Here is a 23758-nt window from a genome sequence, read left to right as displayed (position 1 = left end):
GTCAATCGTCGCCCATATAGTCGCGCAACGATTGCGGAGAGTGGTTTTCGCCGATCGACATCGCCAGGATACGCGAGATGTGCCGGCGCGGCAGGCCCGTGTCGGCCACCCATCGGTTGATCTGGATCTGGATCTTGTCGAGGTCCTTCTTCGATGTCGGATTTTCGGCGATGTCGAGGTCCGCGTCGCGAAGGGCGGCCGCCATGTCGGCCGAAATGACGAAAGCATCCCAGCCCAGCCAACGCAGGAAATACTGGCCGGTGTTGCCGCCGAGCCGGCTGCCATGCTTGCCCAGATAGGCCATCAGCCCGACCTGATCATCGGCGGGCCATTCGGCGAGAAAATTGCCGAAGCCGCCATGTTCCCTGGACACGCGTTCGACGAAAGCGGCGTTGTCGCGAACGGATTTGATCTTTTGCGGATTGCGCACGATGCGTTGATCCGACGCCAGGTCGTGCCAGAAATCGTCAGGCTGGAACAACAGCCGCTTGGGCTCGAAGCGTAGGAACGCCTCTTCGAATCCAGGCCATTTCTGCTCGATGACCCGCCAGACGAAGCCGGCCGCGAAGACCCGCTCGGTCATCGTCGAGAGGATACGGTCATCGGTGATGTCGGCCACCGCCGCATTGTCGGGCATCGGCCCCAACAGGGAGGTCAGTTCCGCCTCACCGCCCTTGCGATTTGCCGCGCGATCGCGAATTTTCTTGAAGTCGGCCATCGGTCCCCTCGGTTCGCTTCAATCTAGCACTTCCCGCCCGGACCGGCAGCCTCTACCTCTAGCGCAGCAAAGCGCTTGGAGACGGCCATGAACAAGACGATCGACGATCTGGCGAACCGCTGGCTGAGGCGAAAGCCCGATGGGCTGAGCCAACTCGAAAGCCGGGTGCTGCAAAGCACCATCGAGCGTACCACCATCACCAGGGACATCAACAAGGCCGTCGCCTTCCACCAGACCTTTGGTGACCGCCTTGCCGATGCGATCGCCCGCATCGGCGGCTCCTGGTCCTTCATCCTGACCTTTGTCGCCTTCCTGATCGTGTGGACATCAGGCAATGTCTGGCTGTTGTCGCGCGATGCGTTCGACCCCTACCCCTTCATCTTCCTCAACCTCGTGCTCTCTATGGTCGCCGCCTTGCAGGCGCCGGTGATCATGATGGCGCAGAACCGCCAGACCGAACGCGACCGCATCGATGCCGCCCACGACTACGAGGTCAATCTGAAAGCCGAGATCGAGATCATGGCGCTGCATGAGAAAATGGATGAGCTGCGCCACAGCCAGATCATCGGCATGCGCGACGAGATCGTGCGGCTGGCGGAAGTGGTCAAGCGGATCGATGAAAGACTGTCGCAACAGTCGGCGTCATGACCGAGACGATCCACCATTTCATCGAACAATACGGGTTGCTGGCGGTTTTTCTCGGTTGCGTGGCCGAAGGCGAAAGTGCCGCGATCCTGGGCGGCTTCTTCGCTCACCAGCATGTCTTCGTGCTGTGGCATGCCTTTGTCGCGGCGGCGCTGGGCGCCTTCGCCGGCGACACCTTCTTCTTCATCCTCGGCAGGAGTTTCGCCGATAATCGCCATGTCGTGAAACTGCGCCGGCGGCCAGGCTTTCGCCGCGCCTACCGCCTGCTCAACACCCATCCCAACATCTTCGTGCTGTCGAACCGCTACGTCTACGGCATGCGCCTGGTCGGCGGCGTCGCGGCCGGCCTTTCGACCATAGCGGCGCCGCGCTTCGTCGTTCTCAACGCCATTTCATCGGTGATCTGGGCGGTGCTGTTCAGCACGATCGGCTATGTCTTCGGACTGGGAGCCGAACAGTTGATTGGCCAGGCGCTGCTGCGCCACGAGCGGCTGTTCGTCGGGCTTGGCATCGGCCTTGCCGTGGCCGTGCTTGCCTGGCTTGTCGCCCGCCACATCGCCAAGCGGGAGCGCGACCGGGAGCAGTGAACCGCTTCTCTCCTCGCGAGGAAAATCAGATGGAAGCGCCGGTGATCCGCTCGATGAGAGCGATACTCCAGACGCCGGCAACGATCACGACCGAAATCAGCACCGCCAGCGAGCCGCAGTCCTTGGCCAACTGGATATCGACATTGAACTCGCGGCTGAACGCGTCGCAGGCCGCCTCGATGCCGGTGTTCAGCACCTCCACCATGATCAGCAGCAGCACCGCACCGATGAGCAAGGCGTAACCGCGCCAGGAGACCGAGACGAACCAGCCAGCGGGCAAGGCCAGCACCAGGAGCATCAGTTCCTGCTGGAAAGCCTTCTCGCTGACCGCAAGCTTGCGAAATGCCCGCACCGAATTGATAAAAGCATCGATCAGCCGCTGCATGCCAAGGCCCCTCTCGGAATCACCGGCCCGGGATAAAGCAATGCCCCGATCAATGGAATAAGGCTGATCGCCCAAAATTCATTTGCCCGACAGTACCTTGATCGACGGTGTCGACATTTCAAACTGGGGCAGCCCGTCGTCGATCGAATAGTAGTCGCCTTTGTCGCCGACGAAGATATGGCATTCGCCCTTGAGCTCTGTCGGCGTGTCGAACGATCCCGCCAGGACCGAGATATAAGCGTCGTCCCGTGGCTTCCAGAACAGCAGCGAGCCGCATGTCTTGCAAAAGCCGCGCTTGGCAAAGGAAGAAGCCTCGTACCAAGTGATGCTTTCCGTGCCGTCGATCACGATGTCGGGGTCGGCGACATTGGTCGCGGCATAGAAATGCCCGCTCTGTTTACGGCATTGCGAACAATGGCAGTAGACAACCCCACGCAGCGCGCCACTTGTGCGGAAGCGGACCGCTCCGCACAGACATGATCCCTGGTGACTGTTGCTCATTTCGCCACTCCTCGAAGAAACCTCTTCCAGCATCACTGTCAGGATTCCAGCTTCGCCGTGATTACGCGCAAGCAAATACGACATCGACTGGCGTGACGAATTCGAAATTCAGTTTCATTTGCGACAGCACACCGCGGAACTTCGAATTCAAGACCACCAAACTGAGTGCTGTCCCGCGATGGCAATGCAAAACTTTACGCGCGTACAGCGACACGTAGAGAAAATCTGTGGAAGTCGTGCGAATTAAGGAAACTTTAGCGCTGACGCAACTATGATCTCACAAGCGAAGGGTGCGGATGGGGCCGCGCCTCTTCGCAAGTTGTTCTGGAGCATTGGGTAGCGCTCCCCAGGTCGGCGATCAATGGAACCCGCGAATTCTGCGTCGGGATCCGACGGGAAGAGTGAATCAGACATGCAGCCGGCAGCAGCCCCGACCGAACGAAGCACCGATATCGCAACCACCGTTGTCGCCACCATGCGCCAACTTGGCGTACTCGGTGTGCCACGCAACTACGAGATTTTCTATGAGGCCTTGAGCGGTACCAACCGCGAGCTCAGCCTCGCCGTCGTATCGCTGAGCAACCGGCCGACGCAGGACGAGATCGACCAGATCGGGCGCACCTTCTTCGCCCATAACCATGGCCCTGGCATCGTCGAGCATGCCAGAGACATCATCGCCCGAGAACTCGAGGAGGTCGCGTCGCTCCTGCGCAGCGAGCGCAGCCACATCGAAAAATACGGCAGAATCCTCGACGAGACATCGAGCGGCCTGAGCAACCGCAGCCTTCTCTCCCAGGATCTTCTGCAAAAGATCGCCAACGCAATGACGACCGCGACCAATTCGACGATCGATCACGGCCGGCAGATCGCCTCGACGCTCAGCGACAAGACGGCAGAGCTCGAGAGCGTCAAGTCGAAGCTCGAGGAATACAAGCGGCTGGCCGACACGGATCCGTTGACCCAGATCTGGAACCGCCGCGCCTTCGACAAGGAAATCACCAGGATCTACAACAGCACCAAGGGTATCCTGTTCAATGCCCTGGTTCTTGTCGATATCGATCGGTTCAAGGACATCAACGACCGCTACGGCCATCCTGTCGGCGACAAGATCATCCAAATCATCGCCGAGATTTTCCAGACCAGCATTCGCAGCGACATGTTCGTCGCCCGCACCGGCGGCGAGGAGTTCGCGCTGATCATCGAGGGCGCCAGCGAGGACGCAACCTACGAGATCGCGGAACGCATTCGTGCCCTGATCGAGCAGACGCCGTTCACCAGTAGCCAGACCGGGATGAACTACGGCACGGTGACGGTGTCGATGGGCATCTGCATGGCGTCCGAGGCCGAAGGCCCCGAAGACCTCTACACCAAGGCGGATCGCGCGCTCTATCGCTCGAAAGTCGGTGGCCGCAACCGCATTACCAGGCATTCGGCCATGGCAGGGCGCACCGGCAAGAGCTGGCTGCTCTACAAGCAAGACTGAAGCCTTTGCTTTTTTCCGGTCGCGCCAGCGCGGTCGAAGGAACAAACAAAAAAGCTGAAAATGGAAAAGGCGCCGGGTTTCCCAGGCGCCTTTCCTTTATCGATCCAATTGGCCAGGCTCAGCCGTTCGCGACTTGCCTGTGCTGCACCGGGTGGCTCTTCTTCAACAAGTCCGAGACCAGGAAGGCCAGTTCGATCGCCTGGTCGGCGTTGAGGCGCGGATCGCAATGGGTGTGGTAGCGGTCCTGCAACTCCTCGGCGGTGATGGCACGCGCGCCACCGGTGCATTCGGTGACGTTCTTGCCGGTCATCTCGACATGGATGCCGCCCGGATGGGTGCCTTCGGCGCGGTGCACCTCGAAAAAGGTCTGCACCTCCTTCAGGATGCGGTCGAAGGGCCGTGTCTTGTAGCCGGCCGCTTCGATCGTGTTGCCATGCATCGGATCCGACGACCAGACCACGCTGCGGCCTTCCTTCTGCACCGCGCGCACCAGCTTCGGCAGATGGTCGGCAACCTTGTCCGAACCGAAGCGGGCGATCAGTGTCAGCCGCCCCGGCTCGTTCTCGGGGTTCAACAGGTCGATCAGTTCCAGCAGGCCGTCCGGCGTCAGCGACGGACCGCATTTCAGGCCGAGCGGGTTCTTGATGCCGCGGCAATATTCGACATGCGCGTGGTCGGGCTGGCGCGTGCGGTCGCCGATCCAGATCATATGGCCCGACGTGGCGTACCAGTCGCCGGAGGTCGAATCGACACGGGTCAGCGCCTCCTCGTAGCCGAGCAGTAGCGCCTCGTGGCTGGTGTAGAAGTCGGTTTCGCGCAGCGCGAAATTGGTTTCGGACGTAATGCCGACCGCGCGCATGAAATCCATCGTCTCGGTGATGCGGTTGGCGAGCGACTCGTATTTTTCGCCCTGCGGGCTATCGGAGACGAAACCGAGCATCCAGCTATGCACATTCTCCAGGTTGGCATAGCCGCCTTGCGCGAAGGCGCGCAAAAGGTTGAGCGTCGCCGCGGACTGGCGGTAGGCCATTTCCTGGCGCGCCGGATCGGGAATACGCGACTTGGCGTCGAACTCGATGCCGTTGATGATGTCGCCGCGGTAGCTCGGCAGCGTCACGCCGCCCTTGGTCTCGTTGTCGGACGAGCGCGGCTTGGCGAATTGGCCGGCGACGCGGCCCACCTTCACCACCGGCTGCGCACCGGCAAAGGTCAGCACGACCGACATCTGCAGGAAGACGCGGAAGAAGTCGCGGATGTTGTCCGCGCCATGTTCGGCAAAACTCTCGGCGCAGTCGCCGCCCTGGAGCAGGAAGGCGTCACCGGCGGCGACAGCCGCGAGTTGCTTCTTCAGCTTGCGCGCCTCGCCGGCGAAGACCAGCGGCGGAAAGGTGGCGAGTTGGGCTTCCGTGTTCTTCAGCGCGGCAAGGTCCGGATAAGCGGGAACCTGCTTGATCGGCTTTGCTCTCCACGAATTCGGCGACCATTTCGTCATCGCTGCACCCAACGCTCTTTCCGGCGAACACCCTTGCCCGCCATTTCAGCCCCTAAATGGGGTGGCGGCTCCATACACGAAGCCGATTTCCTATTCTAGACTGGAATTTCGGTGGTGGCGAATGGCTTGACGCCCCCAGCACGGCCCGAAAGGCGAGATCAGGCCGCCTTCTCCGCCAACTTCGCCAGTTGCGTCATGACGACAGCCGAGCCCGCCAGGCGCTTCTCAGCCGTCGGCCAGTCGCGGATGAAGACCACGCTATGATCGGCCCGGATCTTGGCCAGCGAACCCTGCTCGCCAATATACTTGACCAGTCCGACCGGGTTCGAAAACTCGCGCATGCGGAAATGGATGACGACGCCCTTCGGCCCGGCGTCGAGCTTCTCGACATTGGCCTTGCGGCAGAGGGCTTTGATGAAGACGATCTTGAGGAGATGCTTCACCTCGTCCGGCAGCGGTCCGAAACGGTCGATCAGCTCGGCGCCGAAGGCGTCGATCTCCTCGGTGGTTTCGAGATCGCCGAGACGGCGATAAAGAGCCAGCCTGAGCTGCAGGTCCGGCACGTAGCCTTCCGGGATCATCACGGCGGTGCCGACGGCGATCTGCGGCGACCAGCCGCCATCCTGGACCTCGCCGGTGTCCTTCACCTCGGCCACCGCTTCCTCCAGCATCTGCTGGTAGAGCTCGAAGCCGACCTCCTTGATATGCCCGGACTGTTCTTCTCCGAGAAGATTGCCGGCGCCCCTGATGTCGAGGTCATGGCTGGCGAGTTGGAAGCCGGCACCGAGCGTGTCGAGCGATTGCAGCACCTTCAGCCGGCGCTCGGCCGTGTCGGTCAGCTTGCGGTTGGCCGGCAGGGTGAACAGCGCATAGGCGCGCACCTTCGAGCGCCCGACGCGGCCGCGCAACTGGTAGAGTTGCGACAGGCCGAACATGTCGGCGCGGTGGATGATCAGCGTGTTGGCGGTCGGGATGTCGAGACCGGATTCGACGATGGTGGTCGACAGAAGCACATCGTACTGGCCGTCGTAGAAGGCGTTCATGATGTCGTCGAGTTCGCCCGGAGGCATCTGGCCGTGGGCCACCGCGACTTTCAGTTCAGGCACGGATTCCTTCAGGAAATCATGGATTTCCGAGAGATCGCTGATACGCGGAACCACATAGAAGGAATGGCCGCCGCGATAGCGCTCGCGCAGCAGCGTCTCGCGAATGACCAACGGATCGAACGGTGAGATGAAGGTCCGCACCGCCATGCGGTCAACCGGTGGCGTGGCGATCAGCGACAGTTCGCGCACGCCGGTCAGGGCCAGTTGCAGCGTGCGCGGAATTGGCGTCGCCGACAGCGTCAGCACGTGGACGTCGGTCTTCAGGTCCTTCAGCCGCTCCTTGTGCTTGACACCGAAATGCTGCTCCTCGTCGATGATCAGCAGGCCGAGATTCTTGAACGAGATCGCGGCGCCCAGCAGCGCATGGGTACCGACGACGATGTCGACCTGCCCTTCGGCAATGCCCTTCTTGGTCTCGGCCAGGTCCTTGGCACCGACCAGCCGCGAGGCCTGGGCGACACGGATGGGAAGCCCTGAGAAACGCTGCGAGAATGTCTTGAAATGCTGGCGCGACAACAGTGTCGTGGGCACCACCACCGCGACCTGAAACCCTTCCATCGCCGCGATGAAGGCGGCGCGCAGCGCCACTTCGGTCTTGCCGAAGCCGACGTCGCCACAGATCAGCCGGTCCATCGGCTTGCCGGCGCCAAGGTCATCGCGCACCGAGTCGATCGCCGTCTGCTGGTCGTCAGTTTCCTCGTAGGGGAAACGGGCGGCAAACTCGTCATAGAGGCCTTCGGCTGGCACCAGCGGCGGTGCGGCGCGCATCTGCCGCTCGGCGGCGATGCGGATCAGCTGTCCGGCCATGTCGAGCAGGCGCCGTTTCAGCTTGGCTTTGCGCGACTGCCAGGCGCCGCCGCCGAGCTTGTCCAGCGTTGCCTCGGCTGTGTCGGAGCCATAGCGCGACAGCAGCTCGATGTTTTCCACCGGCAGGAACAGCCGGTCGTCGCCGGCATAGTGGATTTCCAGGCAGTCATGGGGCGCGCCGACCGCTTCGATGGTGCGCAGGCCGATAAAACGGCCAATGCCGTGGTCGGTATGGACGACAATGTCACCGGCCGACAGCGCCGAGGCCTCGGCAATGAAATCGGAAGCACGCTTCTTGCGCTTCGAGCGGCGGATCAGCCGGTCGCCCAGAATGTCCTGTTCGGCGACAACGACCAGCTTTTCAGTCTCAAAGCCGGATTCCAGTGGCAAAACCGCCAATGCGGCCTGTCCCGGCTCGAGCTGTTCTGCCTCCGCCAGCGTCCCGACCTGTTTGAGATTGCCGAGATGGTGCTCGGCCAGGATCTGGCCAAGCCGGTCGAGCGAGCCTTCGGTCCAGCCGGCAATGACGACCCGGCGGCGCGCCGCGCGCTCGTCGGCTATGTGCCGGACGACGACATCGAAGACATTGACGTTCGGATCGGCTCGCTCCTCGACGAAGCTGCGACCGTGGCGCGAGCCGGCGTGGAAGACTTTCTTACCCCCAACGTCGGGCGCATCGAACACGGTAAAGTCGATGTCCTCGCGCTCGCCAAGCGATGCCTTGAGATTCTCCGGCGAGAGATAGAGCAGGTCCGGCGCAACAGGCTTGTAGGGCACCGCATCCCTAAGCGCCCCTTCAGCCTGCTTTTTGCGCGCCTCGTAGTGGTCGAGGATCAGCGTATGGCGTTCGGCAAGCGCCTCATGCGCCAGATGGTCGAAAACCACAGGTGCGTCGGGCAGGTAGTCGAAAACCGTCTCCAGCCGCTCATAGAAGAACGGCAGCCAATGCTCCATGCCGGCGAAGCGCCGCCCTTCGCTGACCGCCGCGTAGAGCCCGTCGTCACGCGATGGCGCACCAAAGGCTTCGATATAGGCGCGGCGGAAGCGGCTGATGGTTTCGGGCGTCAGCGCCACTTCGCTCATCGCCTGCAGCGCCATCGACTTGCGCTGGCCGGTGGTGCGCTGCGTGGCGGCGTCGAAGACGCGGATCGATTCCAGCGTGTCGCCGAAGAAATCGAGCCTCAGCGCCTCGGTCCAGCCGGGTGCGAAGAGGTCGAGAATGCCGCCGCGCACCGCGAATTCGCCGATGCCGCGCACGGTCGGCACCCGCTCGAATCCCGACGTCTCCAGCCGCGCGATCAGCGCATTCATGTCGATCTGGTTGCCGGGTCTGGCGTGGAAGGTCTGCGCCTCGACAAGCTCAGCGGGCGGGATGCGCTGCAGCAGCGCATTGGCGGTGGTGAGAATGACGGCACGGTGCGGTTTCTTCGCCAGCGCGATCATGGCGGTCAGCGCATCGAGGCGCTTGGCGGCGGCATCGGAACCGGGCGACACACGATCGTATGGCAGGCAGTCCCAGGCAGGCAGCTCCAGCACAGGCAGGCCGGGCGCGACGAAGGACAGCGCCTCGACGATGGAAGGCAGGCGCTGACCGTCGCGGGCCACGAACAACACCGGCTTGTCGGGTGCGATCTCGAGCGCCGTCTGTACCAGCGCGAAGGCCTCGTAGCCGTCGGCGACACCGTCGACGATGAACTGGCCGGCGCGGCCCTTCGGCAAGCCAATGGTGGGAATGAGAGCCATCAAATCACGGTCTTGTTTATCGCAATTCCGGACGGAAAACCGCTTCGCACTTTTCCTGGAATTGCTTTTGTTCAGAATGTCATGGTCCGGCGGGACGCCAGGATTTTTTGCAGGACGGCACAATCGATCTCCGCCGGCACCGGGCGTTCGCCCGTGACCAGCGGCAGGAAATCTGTGTCGACAATATCGAGGAGCCTCTCATATTGGTCGATTTCCTCGGCGGTCAAGGTGCCGATCTCGGCATCGGCGAAGGTGCCGAGGATGAGGTCCATCTCGCGCATGCCGCGATGCCAGGAACGGAACAACAGCTTGCGGCGGTGGGCGTCCAGCCCCTCGCTTGATCGTTTCGTTCCGGTCATTGTGCCGCATCCTCGCTTCAAGCGGCGCATATAGCGTGGATAGTGGGCGGTGTCAGCCTTGCGCTGCGGCCGTCGCGACATAAGCTGACATCATGCGTCCTTCCATCCTCGATCCCCTGTTTGTCCCGATCACCTCGCTTGCCGGCGTCGGGCCGAAAGTTGGCGTGCTTATCGAAAAGGTGGTTGTGGCCGATCTCGGCGATCGCGCCGCGCGCGCCGGCGATCTTCTGTTCGTGCTGCCGCACACCGTCATCGACCGCCGCAGCCGGCCTGGCATCGCGCTTGCCGCGGAAGGCGCCATCGTGACGCTCGAGCTGCGCATAGACCGCCACCAGCCGCCGCCGCGCGGCAACAGGTCGGTGCCCTACCGGGTATACGCCCATGACGATACCGGCGAAATCGGCCTGACCTTCTTCCATGCCCATGCCGCCTATCTCGAAAAAGCAATGCCGGTGGGCGAGCATGTCGTGGTGTCGGGCCGTATGGAATGGTTCAACGGACGCCCGACCATGGTCCATCCCGACCATATCGCACTCGCCAGCGAAGCCGAGAACCTGCCGCTGGTCGAGCCGGTCTATCCGCTGACGGCGGGGCTCTCCGGCAAGGTTTTGCGGCGTGCGATCGGCCAGGCGCTCGGCCGCCTGCCGGAACTGCCGGAATGGCAGGATGGTGCCTTCATGCGCCGTCAGAGCTTTCCATCCTTTGGAGACGCGCTGACCCGCATCCATTATCCCGCCGATCCGATCGATGTCGCGGTCGAAGGGCCTGCATGGCGTCGCCTCGCCTATGATGAATTGCTTGCCGGCCAGGTCTCGCTGGCGCTGGTGCGGGCGAAGGTGCGACGCCTGTCAGGCCGCCCTCTCGTCGGCGATGGCCGCATCGTCGAGAAACTGCGCACGGCCCTGCCCTATTCGCTCACTCCCTCGCAGGAATTCGCGCTCGCCGAAATCAACGCCGATCTCGCTGACCCCGAGCGCATGCTGCGGCTGCTGCAAGGCGACGTCGGCTCCGGCAAGACGGTGGTGGCGCTGCTTGCAATGGCACGCGCCGTAGAGGCCGGCGGCCAGGCGGCGCTGATGGCGCCGACCGAAATCCTGGCGCGCCAGCATCTGGCGACGATCACTCCGCTTGCAGCCAAGGTCGGCTTGCGCGTCTCTATCCTGACCGGCCGCGAAAAGGGCCGCGAGCGAGCCGAAACGCTGGCTGGTCTTGCCAGCGGCGAGATCGATATTGTCGTCGGCACCCACGCGCTGTTTCAGGAAACGGTCAGCTTCCACGACCTGGTCCTGGCCGTCATCGATGAGCAGCATCGCTTCGGCGTCCATCAGCGGCTCGCCATCACCGCCAAGGGCGATGCGCCCGACATGCTGGTGATGACCGCGACCCCCATCCCGCGCACGCTGGTGCTGACCGCCTTCGGCGACATGGACGTGTCGAAGCTGACGGAAAAGCCGGCCGGCCGCCAGCCGATCCGCACCGTCACGCTACCGCTCGAACGGCTCGACGAACTGGTCGGCCGCATGCTCGATGCCGTCGCGGATGGCCAAAAGATCTACTGGATTTGCCCGCTGGTCGAGGAATCCGAGGAGATAAAACTGATGTCGGCCGAGGATCGCTTCGCTTCGCTGAAGCCACTGTTCGGCGATCGCATCGGCCTTGTCCACGGCCGCATGAACGGTGCCGAGAAGGACGAGGCGATGCGCGCCTTCAAGCAAGGCGAGACGCGCATCCTGATCGCCACCACCGTCATCGAAGTCGGCGTCGACGTGCCCGACGCCACGATCATGGTCATCGAGCATGCCGAGCGCTTCGGTCTCGCCCAGTTGCACCAGCTGCGCGGTCGGGTCGGGCGCGGCGACATCAAGTCATCCTGCGTGCTGCTCTACAAGGACCCGCTTGGCGAAACCGCCAAACGCAGGCTGTCGGTGATGCGTGACACAGAGGATGGCTTCCTGATCGCCGAGGAGGACCTGAAATTGCGCGGCGAAGGCGAGTTGTTGGGTACCCGTCAGTCCGGCACGCCTGGTTTCCAGGTGGCGCGCATCGAGGCACATGCCGACCTGCTGGAGGCCGCCCGAGACGACGCCAGGCTGATTCTGTCGCGCGACCCCGAACTGCAATCGGATCGCGGCGAGGCGCTGCGGCTCCTGCTCTACTTGTTCGGCCGCGACGAGGCCGTGCGGCTCCTGCGCGCCGGATGAGGCCCTAGCGGCGGATTGGCCAGGGTTCCGTTGATCGGCTCACCGTTCAGCGTCACCAATTTCGTCTTCACCTCGGGCGCCACCAACCCGGCCGACACGATCAGCTTGGCGCCGTCCTCGATCGTCATGTCGAGCAGCACGATGTCCGACCTCAGGACATACATCAGGAAGCCAGTCGTCGGGTTCGGCGTGCACGGCATGAACACCGCGATCAGCGGATCGCCTTCCCGGTCGAGCTTCAGGTTGATCTCGGTTTCCTTCTCACTGGCGACAAACACCAGCGACCATACGCCCTTGCGTGGATATTCGACCAACCCAACCTGGCGGAACATGTCGCCCTTGTTCGACAGCACGGTCTCGAAAATCTGCTTCAGCGAGCCATAGATGCCGCGCACCAAGGGCATGCGGCCAAGCAGGCGCTCGCCAAAGCCGACGATGGCGCGGCCGACGATGTTGGCGGTCAGGAACCCGATCAGCGTGATCAGGATCAAGGCGACGATCAGCCCGAACCCCGGCACCGGGAACGGCAGGTAGGTGTCGGGGCTGTAGCGCAACGGAATATAGGGTTTGACCCAGGAATCGACCCAGCCGATGAAGGACCAGGCGATGTAAGCGGTGATCGCCAGCGGCGCGCAGACGACGAAGCCCGTGAGGAAATAGTTCCTCAGCCGGGTCATGCCGGAAGTCTTCGGAGCGTCTGACATGGTTCACCGGGCGCGGGTTGCAGCGCGACACTAGTGAACCGGAAGGCGCTTTGGAACTGCGAAGTTTTTAAAAGTTTTTAAAGGTTCTGTTATGCGGCTGCTTCCAGCGGCGCGATCTTCTCAAGTTCCGGCGCCAACTTCTTCGCCTCGGTCTCAAGCTCGTAAGCCTGCTGAAAATTCATCCAGAATTCAGGCGTGGTATTGAAAAACCTCGCGAGGCGAAGGGCCGTGTCGGGAGTCAGGCCGATCTCCTCCTTGACGATGCGTTCAATACGGGTGCGCGGAAGATTGAGCTTTTTCGCCAGCGCGCCTGCACTCATGCCGAGCGGGACGAGATATTCTTCACGCAGGAATTCTCCAGGATGAACTGGACGTGCGAATTTCGATGTCACTCGGCTCGACCTCTCAATTTGGGAGGCAAAACTTACTCCACCGTCACCGATTTCGCCAGATTGCGCGGCTGGTCGACGTCGGTGCCCATGAACACGGCGGCGAAATAGGCGAGCATCTGGATCGGCAGCGCGTAGATGATGGGCGAGATGATTTCCGGCACATCCGGAAGCACGATCGTCTCCATCGTCTTCACGCTCACCTGTGCCGCGCCCTTGGCGTCGGTGATCAGGATGATCTTGCCGCCGCGAGCCGCTACTTCCTGCATGTTGGACACGGTTTTCTCGAAGATGCGGTCGTGCGGCGCAATGACGATGACGGGCATGTTCTCGTCGATCAGCGCGATCGGCCCATGCTTCAACTCGCCCGCGGCATAGCCCTCGGCATGGATGTAGGAGATTTCCTTGAGTTTTAGCGCGCCTTCCATGGCCAGCGGGAAATTGGTGTCGCGGCCGAGATAGAGCACATCGGAGTAGCGCGATATCTCACGCGCGACCCGCTCGATCTGCTCTTCGAGCTTCAGCACCTGGTTGGCATAGCGCGGCGCTTCGGAGAGCTCCCGCACCAGGGTTTTCTCCTGCTCTTTCGAGATCGTGCCGCGTGCCACGCCCGCCCGCACCGCGAGCGAGGCCAGTACTGAGAGCTGGCAAGTAAAAGCCTTGGTCGAGGCGACGCCGATCTCGGGGCCGGCCAGCGTCGGCAGCACGACGTCGGATTCGCGCGCCATGGTCGATTCGCGCACGTTGACGACGGCGCCGATCTTCATGCCGGCCTTGCGGCAATAGCGCAGCGAAGCCAGCGTATCGGCGGTCTCGCCCGACTGCGAGATGAAGAAGGCGGCATCGCTGGCCGACAGCGGCATCTCGCGGTAGCGGAATTCCGACGCGACATCGATATCGACCGGGAGCCGCGCATAGCGCTCGAACCAGTATTTGCCGATCAGGCCGGCGAGATAGGCAGTGCCGCAGGCCGAGATCGCCAGCCGGCCAATCCTTGCGAAATCGAACGGCAGATCGAGCGGTTTGGAGACGCCGGAGACGAAATCCACATAATGAGCCAGCGTGTGCGAAATCACCTCGGGCTGCTCATGGATCTCCTTCTCCATGAAATGGCGGCGATTGCCCTTGTCGACCATGAAGCTGGTCGACAGCGACTGCTGGCGCTTGCGGTCGACCGTTTTGCCGTCGATGTCGAAGATGGCGACGGCGTCGCGGCGAACCACCGCCCAGTCGCCGTCCTCGAGATAGGTGATCGAATTGGTGAACGGAGCGAGCGCGATCGCGTCCGAGCCCAGGAACATCTCGCCATCGCCATGGCCGACGGCCAGAGGCGGACCGTTGCGGGCGCCAACGATCAGGTCCTCGTCGCCCTTGAACATGATCGCCAGCGCAAAAGCGCCTTCCAGCCTCTTCAGCGCCTTGTGCGCCGCCTCGACCGGATTCAGCCCCTTGGCGAGTTCGCGCGCCACCAGATGCGCCACGACTTCTGTGTCGGTCTGCGACGAGAAAGAATAACCGTCGCGGATCAGTTCGTCGCGCAGTTCGGCGAAATTCTCGATGATGCCGTTATGGACGATGGCGACGCCGTCGGAAAAATGCGGGTGCGCATTGGCCTCATTGGGCACGCCGTGGGTCGCCCAGCGTGTATGGCCGATACCGATCGTGCCGTCGAGCGGCTCATCCTTGAGCCGGCGTTCGAGGTTGACCAGCTTACCCTCGGCACGGCGGCGGCCGAGCTCGCCCTTCTCGATGGTGGCGACGCCTGCCGAGTCATAACCGCGATATTCGAGCCGTTTCAGCGCATCGACGATGAGCGGCGCAACCTGCGAGCGGCCGACGATTCCAACGATACCGCACATGCAGACAGTCCCCGATTGCCCATGGAAAACCAGCGTTATTTTAGGGGTAGCCGGCCCGCCGCGAAAGTCACATTGCATTTCGTCCGGTGTAACGGACGCTTGCGCACGCATGCACTATGACAGACCGCTCTTGCAATCCGGTTACTGCAATCGTTCGGTTTTTCGATTGCTCCAACAAGAAAGCAGACCTGTCTACTATCGCTAATTGTCGGCGCCGGCCGCCTTCTTCTTTGCCGCAGCCGCGGAAGCAAGCCGTTCGCGCAGTTCCTTGCCCTTGCCGGGGATCGTCTTCTGGCGAGCCCGGCCGAAGGCCAGCGCTTCGTCGGGTACGCTTTCGGTGATGACACTGCCCGAGGCGATATAGCCGCCATTGCCGATGGTGATTGGCGCCACGAGCGAGGAATTGGAGCCGATGAAGGCGCCCTCGCCGATGTCGGTGAAGAATTTCGAATAGCCGTCGTAGTTGCAGGTGATGGTGCCGGCGCCGATATTGGCCCTGGCGCCGACGCGCGCGTCGCCAATATAGGTCAGGTGATTGACCTTGGCGCCCTCCTCGATAACGGCCTGCTTGACCTCGCAGAAATTGCCGACCTTGGCCTTGGTCCTGAGGTCGGCACCTGGCCGCAGCCGCGCGAACGGCCCGACATCGCAATTGGACCCGATAGTGGCCCCTTCGATATGGCTGAAGGCGTGAATCTTGGCGCCATTGGCGATCTTCACACCTGGGCCGAACCAGACATTCGACTCGACGATCGTGTCGGCGCCGATTTCGGTGTCGTACGAGAAATAAACCGTCTCGGGGGCAATCAGGGTCACGCCCGACAGCATCGCCGCATGGCGTCGGCGCTGTTGCCAGACGGCCTCGGCCTGCGCTAGGTCGATGCGATTGTTGATGCCGAGCGCGCTTTCGAAGCTGGCTTCGGTGGCAACCACATCGAGGCCCTGGGCTCTGGCGATCTCGACAATGTCGGTCAGATAATACTCGCCCTTGGCATTCTTGTTGCCGACGGCGTCAAGCAGCTTCAGCGCATGCGCGCCGGCCACCGCCATCATGCCGGCATTGCAGAAACCAATCTTCCGTTCCTCCGCGCTGCAGTCCTTTTCCTCCCGGATGGCGGTCAGCTTGCCGCCTTTTTCGATCAGCCGGCCATAGCCGGTCGGATTGGGCGGACGGAAGCCGATAACCACGACAGCCGCACCTTCCGCGAGCCTAAACCGCGCTGCCATCAGCGCATCCGCGTCGATCAGCGGCGTGTCGCCGAACATCACCAGCACATCGTCATAACCCCTTGATATCGCTTCGCGAGCAGCCAAGACAGCATGCGCCGTTCCCAAGCGCTTTTCCTGCACGAAGGTCTCTGCCTTCGGCGCAAACTTCGCCGCCGCCTTGCGCATCTCATCCGCGCCATATCCGATGACCAGCGCCTGGCTGCTGGCGCCAGCGGCCTCGGCCGCCCTCACCACATGAGCCACCATCGGCAACCCCGCGATCTGGTGGAGCACCTTCGGCAGCGCGCTCTTCATGCGCGTGCCTTCGCCGGCGGCGAGGATGACGGACAGGCAGGATCTCTGGCTCATGGAAAGGCAACCATATGAAATGCGTTGGGAATCACGACAGGATAGCAGTGGCCCCATGCTGCACCAATGCGGTTAAATTCCGGTGAGATCGGCGGGAGGAAGAGCAACTGACTTTTAATCAGTAGGCCTACCCCAGCCGCCCCAGCACCGGGAAATTCTCCAGCAGCCAGTAGGACACCGTCTGCACGCCGCCGGTGAGGAAAAACACGCCGGCGACCACCAGCAGCGCGCCGATCGCCTTTTCGACACGGCCGAGATGCACGCGGAATTTGCCGAGGAAGCGCATGAAGGCGCCGGAGAACAGCGCGGCGATCAGGAACGGGATGCCCAGCCCTAGCGAATAGGCGGCGAGCAGCAGCGCGCCCTCGCCCACGGTTTCGCGCCCGCCGGCCAGCGTCAGGATTGGCCCCAGTACCGGGCCGATGCAGGGCGTCCAGCCGAAGGCGAAGGCAAGGCCCATGACATAGGCGGCGACGGCGCTGGCCGGCTTGCCCTGCGACTGGAAGCGCGCCTCGCGTGACAACAGCGGAATGCGCAGAATGCCGAGGAAATTCAGGCCCATCAGGATGATCAGCACGCCGGCGCCCATCGCCAGCGGCTCCTGCCAGACGCGCAGCAGCCGGCCGATGGTCGAGGCGCCGGCGCCGAGCGCGACTAACACGGTCGAAAAGCCGAGCACGAATGCGATCGAGGAATAGAGCAGCGCACCGCGTGCGCCCTGACTTGCGGTCGCGCCCGCATTGCCGCGGAAATCGTCGACCGATATGCCGGCCATGTAGCAGAGATAGGGCGGCACCAGCGGCAGCACGCATGGCGACAGGAACGAGATGGCCCCCGCCCCGACCGCGCTGACATAACCGATATCCAATGCCATTGCGAAAGCTCCGTCTGGTTGGCGACGATATAGCGGCACCGGCGTCTGTCCGCCAATCACCATCGTGTGGCAAGTCATCGCGGGCGGGGAAGAAAGCATCCGCGCAGGACGTTGACACAACGAGGCCGCGATTTCCCGCGCGCCTTCGAATATCAGCCACGGAGATTTCCATGAAAACGATAACCGCAGCGCTGGCCGCGCTTCTGCTCAGCACCGCCGCCTCCTTTGCCGCAGAGGCGTGGAAGGAAGCCGAGGTCGGCGGCACCAAGATTTATACCGATGCCAAAGGCATGACGCTTTACACTTATGACAAGGACGAGAAGGGCAAGAGCAATTGCTACGACAAATGCGCCGCCAACTGGCCGGCGCTGAAGGCCAAGGCCGGCGCCAAGTCCGACAATGAATGGAGCGTTGTCGATCGCACCGACGGCACCAAGATGTGGGCCTATGACGGCAAGCCCGTCTACACCTTCATCAAGGACAAGAAGGCCGGCGACATGAGCGGTGATGGCGTCGCCGGTGTCTGGCACGTCGTCAAGGCCAACTAGGCCCGCCCCTGCTCTGCGCCTGCCGTCGGCAAGCTGGTCGCCGCATTCCTCCACGCAGCCGGCGGCCAGCATCGAACGGCGGCATTGCCCGGCGAGGCATTGAACGGCTTCCACGACTCGGCCGGAGTTTGAAGCGGTCGTTTCCGCCGACTCGCGACCGCTGTCGCCCTGACCGAAATTCTGTGATTTTCTCCATACACTCTAAGAGTGTATTGCTGCCGGCGCCCCCGCAATTTGGCTTCTTCCCCTTGACCGGATGCAAAAGCGCGGCCATGTGAGCGACAAACAGAAACGAGATTTCGTCGCGCGCAGCGGAATTCTTCTGGCGCATTACCGCAGATAAGAGACCTCATGGACGTCGTCGTCGTCGAATCGCCGGCCAAGGCAAAGACAATCAACAAATATCTGGGCAGGAACTACAAGGTTCTGGCCTCGTTCGGCCATATCAGGGATTTGCCGGCCAAGGATGGCTCGGTGCGTCCGGACGAAGATTTTGCTATGTCCTGGGCGGTCGACACCGCGTCCGGCAAGCGTCTCGCCGACATCGCCAAGGCGGTCAAGGATGCCGACGGCCTGATCCTCGCCACCGACCCGGATCGCGAAGGTGAAGCGATCTCCTGGCATGTGCTGGAGGTGCTGAAGCAGAAGCGTGCGCTGAAGGACAAGCCGGTCAGCCGCGTCGTCTTCAATGCCATCACCAAATCATCGGTGCTGGAGGCGATGGCCAATCCGCGCCAGATCGATGCGCCGCTGGTCGATGCCTATCTCGCCCGCCGCGCGTTGGATTACCTCGTCGGCTTCACGCTGTCGCCGGTGCTGTGGCGCAAATTGCCGGGCGCCCGTTCCGCCGGCCGTGTCCAGTCCGTGGCATTGCGTCTGGTCTGCGACCGCGAATCCGAGATCGAGCGCTTCATCCGCGAGGAATATTGGCAGATCGCTGCCATCCTCGGGACACCGCGCAACGAGACTTTCGAAGCCCGCCTGACCGCATTCGAGCGCAAGAAGCTGCAAAAGCTCGACATTTCCAACAAGGCGCAGGCCGACGACATAAAGGCGATGCTCGAGGGTGCTACCTTCAAGGCGCTGTCCGTCGAAGCCAAGCCGACCAGGCGCAACCCCGGTCCACCCTTCACCACCTCGACGCTGCAGCAGGCCGCCTCATCGGGCCTCGGCTTCTCGGCCACGCGCACCATGCAGGTGGCGCAGCGGCTCTATGAGGGCATGGAGATCGGCGGCGAAACCACCGGCCTGATCACCTATATGCGAACCGACGGCGTGCAGATGGCCCCCGAGGCGATCGATGCCGCCCGCGACGCCATCGCAAAGGAATTCGGCCCGAAATACCTGCCGGAAAAGCCGCGCCAATACACCACCAAGGCCAAGAACGCCCAGGAAGCGCATGAAGCCATCCGCCCGACGGATTTCATGCGCACCCCGGCGTCGGTCAGGCAATATCTCGATGCCGACCAGATGCGGCTCTATGAGCTGATCTGGAAGCGCGCAATCGCCAGCCAGATGCAGTCGGCCGAGATCGAGCGCACCACCGTCGAAATCGAGGCGCTGAACGGCGCCCGCACCGCCGAACTTCGCGCCGTCGGCTCGGTCGTCCGTTTTGACGGCTTCATCGCCGCCTACACCGACCAGAAGGACGACGACGCCGAAGACGAGGAAAACCGCCGCCTGCCCGAAATCCGCGCCGGCGAGCAGCTTGCCCGCCGCGCGATCAATGCCACCCAGCACACCACCGAGCCGCCGCCCCGTTATTCGGAGGCGTCGCTGATCAAGAAGCTGGAGGAGCTCGGCATTGGCCGTCCGTCGACCTATACGGCGATCCTGAAGACACTCGAGGACCGCGACTATGTCACGATCGACAAGCGCCGGCTGGTGCCGCAGGCCAAGGGCCGCCTGCTGTCGGCCTTCCTCGAAAGCTTCTTCGAGCGCTATGTCGAGTACGACTTCACCGCATCGCTGGAGGAAAAGCTCGACGAGATCTCCGACGGCAAGCTCGCCTGGAAGGACGTGCTGCGCGATTTCTGGAAGGATTTTTCGGGCGCCGTCGCCGACATCAAGGAGCTGCGCGTCACCGATGTGCTCGATGCGCTCAACGAGGAACTGGCGCCGCTGGTTTTCCCCGCCCGCGAGGACGGCTCCAATCCGCGCATCTGCCCGAAATGCGGCACCGGCAATCTGTCGCTGAAGCTCGGCAAGTTCGGCGCCTTCGTCGGCTGCTCGAACTATCCGGAATGCTCCTTCACCCGCCAGCTCGGCGACGCCGCCAATCCCAATGGCGAGAATGGCGGTGGCGAGGACGGCACCAGGGTGCTCGGCAAGGATCCTTACACGGCCGAGGAAATCACGCTGCGCTCGGGCCGCTTCGGCCCCTATATCCAGCGCGGCGACGGCAAGGAAGCCAAGCGCTCGAGCCTGCCCAAGGGCTGGACGCCTGAATCCATCGATCATGAGAAGGCGCTCGCCTTGCTGGGGCTGCCGCGCGACGTGGGCAAGCATCCCGAAAGCGGAAAGATGATCTCGGCCGGGCTCGGCCGCTACGGTCCGTTCGTGCTGCACGATGGCACCTATGCCAATCTCGACAGCATCGAGGACGTGTTCTCGATCGGCCTCAACCGTGCCGTCACCGTGATTGCCGAGAAGCAGTCGAAGGGCAAGGGCGGCCGCAACGGCGGCACACCGGCAGCCCTGAAGGAGCTCGGCGACCATCCGGACGGCGGCGGCAAGATCGTCGTGCGCGACGGCAAATACGGCCCTTACGTCAATTTCGGCAAGGTCAACGCCACGCTACCCAAGGGCAAGGATCCGCAATCGGTGACGATCGAGGATGCGCTGGCGCTGATTGCCGAGAAGGAAGCCAAGGGCGCCGGCGGCAAGAAACCGTTCCGCAAGGCTGCGGCGGCCAAGGCGCCCGCAGCCAAGAAAACGGCGGCCAAAAAGCCGGCTGCGAAGAAGCCGGCCGCAAAGAAGAAAGGATAGGACGGCGTGGCGCGCAGGATCACCGGACGAAGCCACGGCGATCCGCGCACCGCCGACACCCGGGCCAAGGTCAAGGACGACTACCGGCCCTCGCGTGACGAAATCCTGCGCTACATCGCCGAAAACCCGGATCGCGCCGGAAAGCGCGACATCGCCAAGGCGTTCGCGCTGCGCGGCGACGACCGCATCTGGCTGAAGGATCTCCTGCGCGACTTGCAGGACGAAGGCGTTCTGACCAAGGAGCGCAAGCGGCTGGCCCGGGTCGGCGCCCTGCCCCATGTCGCCGTGCTCGACATTTTTGGCCGCGACGCCGATGGTATCTTGCTGGCGCATCCGGCCGAGCCCGTTGGTCCGGGCGAACCTCCCGTGGTCTCGATCCGCGTTTCGCGTGGGGGCAACGGACCGGCGCCAGGCATTGGCGACCGCGTGCTGGCCAAGACGTTTCCGACCGATGATCCATCAGGCCCCGCCTATACCGGCCGGGTGATGAAGATCTTCGAGAAGCGCGCGGACGCCGTCCTCGGTGTCTTCCGCGTGCTTCAGGACGGCACTTTCCGCATCGAGCCGGTGGAACGGCGCCAGCCGGAATTGATCGTCGACAAGGAATTCCAGAACGGCGCCAAAAATGGCGACCTGGTCGAGGTCGAGCCCGCGCGCGCCTCGCGCTATGGGCTGCCGCGCGCCAAGGTGCTCAACGTGCTGGGTTCGCTGACCAGCGAAAAGGCGGTCTCGATGATCGCCATCCACGCGCATGACATTCCGCACATTTTTCCGGCCGACGTCATCGCCGAATCCGAGGCAGTGAAGCCGGCGACGCTTGCCCATCGCGAGGATTGGCGCGACCTGCCGCTGGTCACCATCGATCCGACCGACGCCAAGGATCATGACGACGCCGTCTTCGCCACCCCTGACCTCGACGAGAAAAATCTCGGCGGCTTTATCGCCACCGTCGCGATCGCCGATGTCGCCGCCTATGTCCGCTATGGCACTGCGCTCGACCGCGAGGCACTGAAGCGCGGCAATTCGGTCTATTTCCCGGATCGCGTCGTGCCGATGCTGCCCGAGCGCATCTCCAATGATCTCTGCTCGCTGCGCGAGGGCCAGGATCGGCCGGCGCTGGCGGTGCGCATGACCTTCTCCGCCGACGGCCGCAAGATCAGGCATTCCTTTCACCGCGTCATGATGAAGTCGGCGGCCAAGCTCGCCTACAGCCAGGCCCAGGCAGCGATCGACGGCGTGCCGGACGACAAGACCGGCCCGATCCTCGACACCGTGCTGAGGCCGCTGTGGGATGCCTATGCGATCCTCAAGCGCGGCCGCGACAGCCGCCAGCCGCTCGAACTCGACCTGCCGGAGCGCAAGATCCTGCTCAAACCGGATGGCACGGTCGACCGCGTCATCGTGCCGGAGCGGCTCGACGCCCACAAGCTGATCGAAGAATTCATGATCCAGGCCAATGTCGCGGCCGCCGAAACGCTGGAGGGCAAGAAGCAGGCGCTGGTCTATCGCATCCACGACGCGCCGTCGCTGGCCAAGCAGGAATCGCTGCGCGAATTCCTGCAGACGCTCAGCCTGTCATTGGCGCGCGGCGCCCAGATGCGGCCCAGCCAGTTCAACGGCATTCTGGAGCGCGTGCGCGGCGCCGACAACGAGGCGCTGGTCAACGAAGTGGTGCTGCGCTCGCAGAGCCAGGCCGAATATTCACCCAAGAACATCGGCCATTTCGGCCTCAACCTCAGGCGTTACGCGCATTTCACCTCGCCGATCCGCCGCTACGCCGACCTGATCGTGCATCGCGGGCTTATTGCCGCGCTCGGCCTCGGTCCAGGCGGACTGACGCAAGATGAGGAGGCTCGCCTCGAAGACGTCGCCGTGCTGATCTCCGGCACCGAACGGCGCGCAATGGCAGCCGAGCGCGACACGGTCGACCGGCTGATCTCCGCCTATCTCGCCGAGCGCATCGACGACCGCTTCGACGCCCGCATCTCCGGAGTCACCAAATCAGGACTTTTTGTCCAATTGCCGCAGTATGGCGCCGATGGTTTCATCCCTGTGTCAACTCTGGGCGGCGATTATTATATATACGACGAAACGGCCCGCTCCCTGTTCGGGGAACGCTCGGGCAAGGGCTACCAGCTCGCTGACCGCGTCGAGGTCCGGCTCGTCGAGGTGGCGCCGATGGCCGGGGCGATGCGCTTCGAGATGTTGACCGACCCAAAGCCCCTGCCAGGCTCCAGCAGGTCGTTTCACAAGGCCAAGGGCCGCGCCCGTGCGTCGCAATCGCGACCGGGGTCGCGCGGCAGGAGACGATGATGGAACAACAGGTTTTTGGTGGCGAACATCACTCGGGCCGGATTGCCCGCCCATTGTGGACGGCGATGAAGCGCGGTCTGCTAGGCCGCTGCCCGAATTGCGGCGAAGGCAAGCTCTTCCGCGGCTTCACCAAGACCGTCGAAACCTGCAGCGTCTGCGGCGAGGAGGTTCATCACCATCGCGCCGACGATCTGCCCGCCTATCTCGTCATCGTCATCGTCGGCCACATCGTTCTCGGTGCCTTCATGGGCGTGGAAGCGACCTCGACGCTCTCCACCTGGCAGCACATTGCCATATGGGTGCCCTTGACCATCCTTCTGTCGGTTGCACTGCTGCAGCCTGTCAAAGGCGCCGTCATCGGACTGCAATGGGCGTTCTATATGCACGGATTTGGTGGCGAAAAGGATGTGATCGAGCCGCATCCTGGGGCCTGAGGTATTGGCTGGCGCAACATGCCAATCGTTAAGGCCACTTTCGC

General features: G+C 63.0%; 19 protein-coding genes. 8 read left to right on the top strand and 11 right to left on the bottom strand.

What is annotated here, in order from left to right; genetic code table 11:
- Position 1: 1 nt before the first annotated feature.
- Positions 2-718, bottom strand: a complete 717-nt coding sequence (locus FJ970_RS18555) for a DNA-3-methyladenine glycosylase I (protein WP_140757576.1) — start codon at positions 716-718, stop codon at positions 2-4.
- An 87-nt stretch (positions 719-805) separates the two neighbouring features.
- Between FJ970_RS18555 and FJ970_RS18550 the strand changes: the two genes are divergently transcribed.
- Together FJ970_RS18550 and FJ970_RS18545 are read left to right on the top strand one after the other, a co-directional pair.
- Entirely contained in the window at positions 806-1366 is a 561-nt protein-coding gene (locus FJ970_RS18550) for a DUF1003 domain-containing protein (RefSeq protein ID WP_140757577.1), read from the top strand.
- Positions 1363-1950, top strand: coding sequence for a DedA family protein (locus tag FJ970_RS18545; protein WP_140757578.1), 588 nt, complete (start codon positions 1363-1365; stop codon positions 1948-1950). The genes FJ970_RS18550 and FJ970_RS18545 overlap by 4 nt, the downstream gene beginning before the upstream one ends.
- A 25-nt stretch (positions 1951-1975) precedes the next feature.
- On the opposite strand, the gene FJ970_RS18540 is transcribed toward FJ970_RS18545, so the two are convergent.
- Together FJ970_RS18540 and FJ970_RS18535 are read right to left on the bottom strand one after the other, a co-directional pair.
- Complete coding sequence (locus tag FJ970_RS18540; protein WP_140757579.1) at positions 1976-2335, bottom strand: diacylglycerol kinase; 360 nt, start codon at positions 2333-2335, stop codon at positions 1976-1978.
- 78 nt (positions 2336-2413) lie between these two features.
- The gene (locus FJ970_RS18535) at positions 2414-2836 is read right to left on the bottom strand and encodes a GFA family protein (RefSeq protein WP_140757580.1); all 423 of its coding nucleotides are present in this window, start codon (positions 2834-2836) and stop codon (positions 2414-2416) included.
- Between the two features lie 412 nt (positions 2837-3248).
- On the opposite strand from FJ970_RS18535, the gene FJ970_RS18530 reads away from it, so the two are divergent.
- On the top strand, positions 3249-4319 hold the full coding sequence (locus tag FJ970_RS18530; RefSeq protein WP_140757581.1) for a GGDEF domain-containing protein: 1071 nt from the start codon (positions 3249-3251) through the stop codon (positions 4317-4319).
- 118 nt (positions 4320-4437) lie between these two features.
- Here the strand turns inward: FJ970_RS18530 and FJ970_RS18525 are convergent, their stop codons facing one another.
- From FJ970_RS18525 to FJ970_RS18515, 3 genes are all read right to left on the bottom strand, one after another.
- Positions 4438-5811 carry a class II 3-deoxy-7-phosphoheptulonate synthase gene (locus FJ970_RS18525; RefSeq protein WP_140757582.1) on the bottom strand — a complete coding sequence of 458 codons (1374 nt, stop codon included), beginning with the start codon at positions 5809-5811 and terminating at the stop codon, positions 4438-4440.
- Positions 5812-5969: 158 nt separating this feature from the next.
- Positions 5970-9467, bottom strand: a complete 3498-nt coding sequence (mfd, locus tag FJ970_RS18520; protein ID WP_140757583.1) for a transcription-repair coupling factor — start codon at positions 9465-9467, stop codon at positions 5970-5972.
- Between the two features lie 71 nt (positions 9468-9538).
- Positions 9539-9826, bottom strand: a complete 288-nt coding sequence (locus tag FJ970_RS18515) for a succinate dehydrogenase assembly factor 2 (RefSeq protein ID WP_140757584.1) — start codon at positions 9824-9826, stop codon at positions 9539-9541.
- A gap of 92 nt (positions 9827-9918) precedes the next feature.
- On the opposite strand from FJ970_RS18515, the gene recG reads away from it, so the two are divergent.
- On the top strand, positions 9919-12027 hold the full coding sequence (recG, locus tag FJ970_RS18510) for an ATP-dependent DNA helicase RecG (protein ID WP_140757585.1): 2109 nt from the start codon (positions 9919-9921) through the stop codon (positions 12025-12027).
- Here the strand turns inward: recG and FJ970_RS18505 are convergent.
- The 5 genes from FJ970_RS18505 to FJ970_RS18485 all read right to left on the bottom strand — a co-directional run bounded on the left by FJ970_RS18505 (position 11979) and on the right by FJ970_RS18485 (position 17431).
- Positions 11979-12731, bottom strand: a complete 753-nt coding sequence (locus FJ970_RS18505) for a DUF502 domain-containing protein (protein WP_140757586.1) — start codon at positions 12729-12731, stop codon at positions 11979-11981. The two genes, recG and FJ970_RS18505, sit on opposite strands and share 49 nt — an antisense overlap.
- A gap of 89 nt (positions 12732-12820) precedes the next feature.
- Positions 12821-13123, bottom strand: coding sequence for a HigA family addiction module antitoxin (locus FJ970_RS18500; RefSeq protein WP_140757587.1), 303 nt, complete (start codon positions 13121-13123; stop codon positions 12821-12823).
- Between the two features lie 32 nt (positions 13124-13155).
- Positions 13156-14979: a glutamine--fructose-6-phosphate transaminase (isomerizing) gene (gene glmS / locus FJ970_RS18495; protein WP_140757588.1), complete on the bottom strand. Its 1824-nt coding sequence runs from the start codon at positions 14977-14979 to the stop codon at positions 13156-13158.
- Between the two features lie 201 nt (positions 14980-15180).
- Entirely contained in the window at positions 15181-16557 is a 1377-nt protein-coding gene (gene glmU, locus FJ970_RS18490; protein ID WP_140757589.1) for a bifunctional UDP-N-acetylglucosamine diphosphorylase/glucosamine-1-phosphate N-acetyltransferase GlmU, read from the bottom strand.
- A 127-nt stretch (positions 16558-16684) separates the two neighbouring features.
- A complete protein-coding gene (locus tag FJ970_RS18485) occupies positions 16685-17431 on the bottom strand; it encodes a cytochrome c biogenesis CcdA family protein (RefSeq protein WP_140757590.1) in 747 nt (248 codons plus the stop codon).
- 170 nt (positions 17432-17601) lie between these two features.
- On the opposite strand from FJ970_RS18485, the gene FJ970_RS18480 reads away from it, so the two are divergent.
- The 4 genes from FJ970_RS18480 to FJ970_RS18465 all read left to right on the top strand — a co-directional run bounded on the left by FJ970_RS18480 (position 17602) and on the right by FJ970_RS18465 (position 23714).
- The gene (locus FJ970_RS18480; RefSeq protein ID WP_140757591.1) at positions 17602-17979 is read left to right on the top strand and encodes a hypothetical protein; all 378 of its coding nucleotides are present in this window, start codon (positions 17602-17604) and stop codon (positions 17977-17979) included.
- A gap of 351 nt (positions 17980-18330) precedes the next feature.
- On the top strand, positions 18331-20967 hold the full coding sequence (gene topA / locus FJ970_RS18475; protein ID WP_140757592.1) for a type I DNA topoisomerase: 2637 nt from the start codon (positions 18331-18333) through the stop codon (positions 20965-20967).
- A gap of 6 nt (positions 20968-20973) precedes the next feature.
- Positions 20974-23280 carry a ribonuclease R gene (gene rnr / locus FJ970_RS18470; RefSeq protein WP_140757593.1) on the top strand — a complete coding sequence of 769 codons (2307 nt, stop codon included), beginning with the start codon at positions 20974-20976 and terminating at the stop codon, positions 23278-23280.
- Positions 23280-23714 (top strand): DUF983 domain-containing protein, encoded by a 435-nt coding sequence (locus FJ970_RS18465; RefSeq protein ID WP_181178409.1) that lies wholly within the window; start codon positions 23280-23282, stop codon positions 23712-23714. Before rnr ends, FJ970_RS18465 begins: the two co-directional genes overlap by 1 nt.
- Positions 23715-23758: the final 44 nt, after the last annotated feature.

Source organism: Mesorhizobium sp. B2-1-8, assembly GCF_006442545.2.
Taxonomy (GTDB): Bacteria; Pseudomonadota; Alphaproteobacteria; order Rhizobiales; family Rhizobiaceae; genus Mesorhizobium.
The sequence above is the reverse complement of the archived record's forward strand: the minus strand, read 5'-3'. Positions and strand labels throughout refer to the sequence as shown.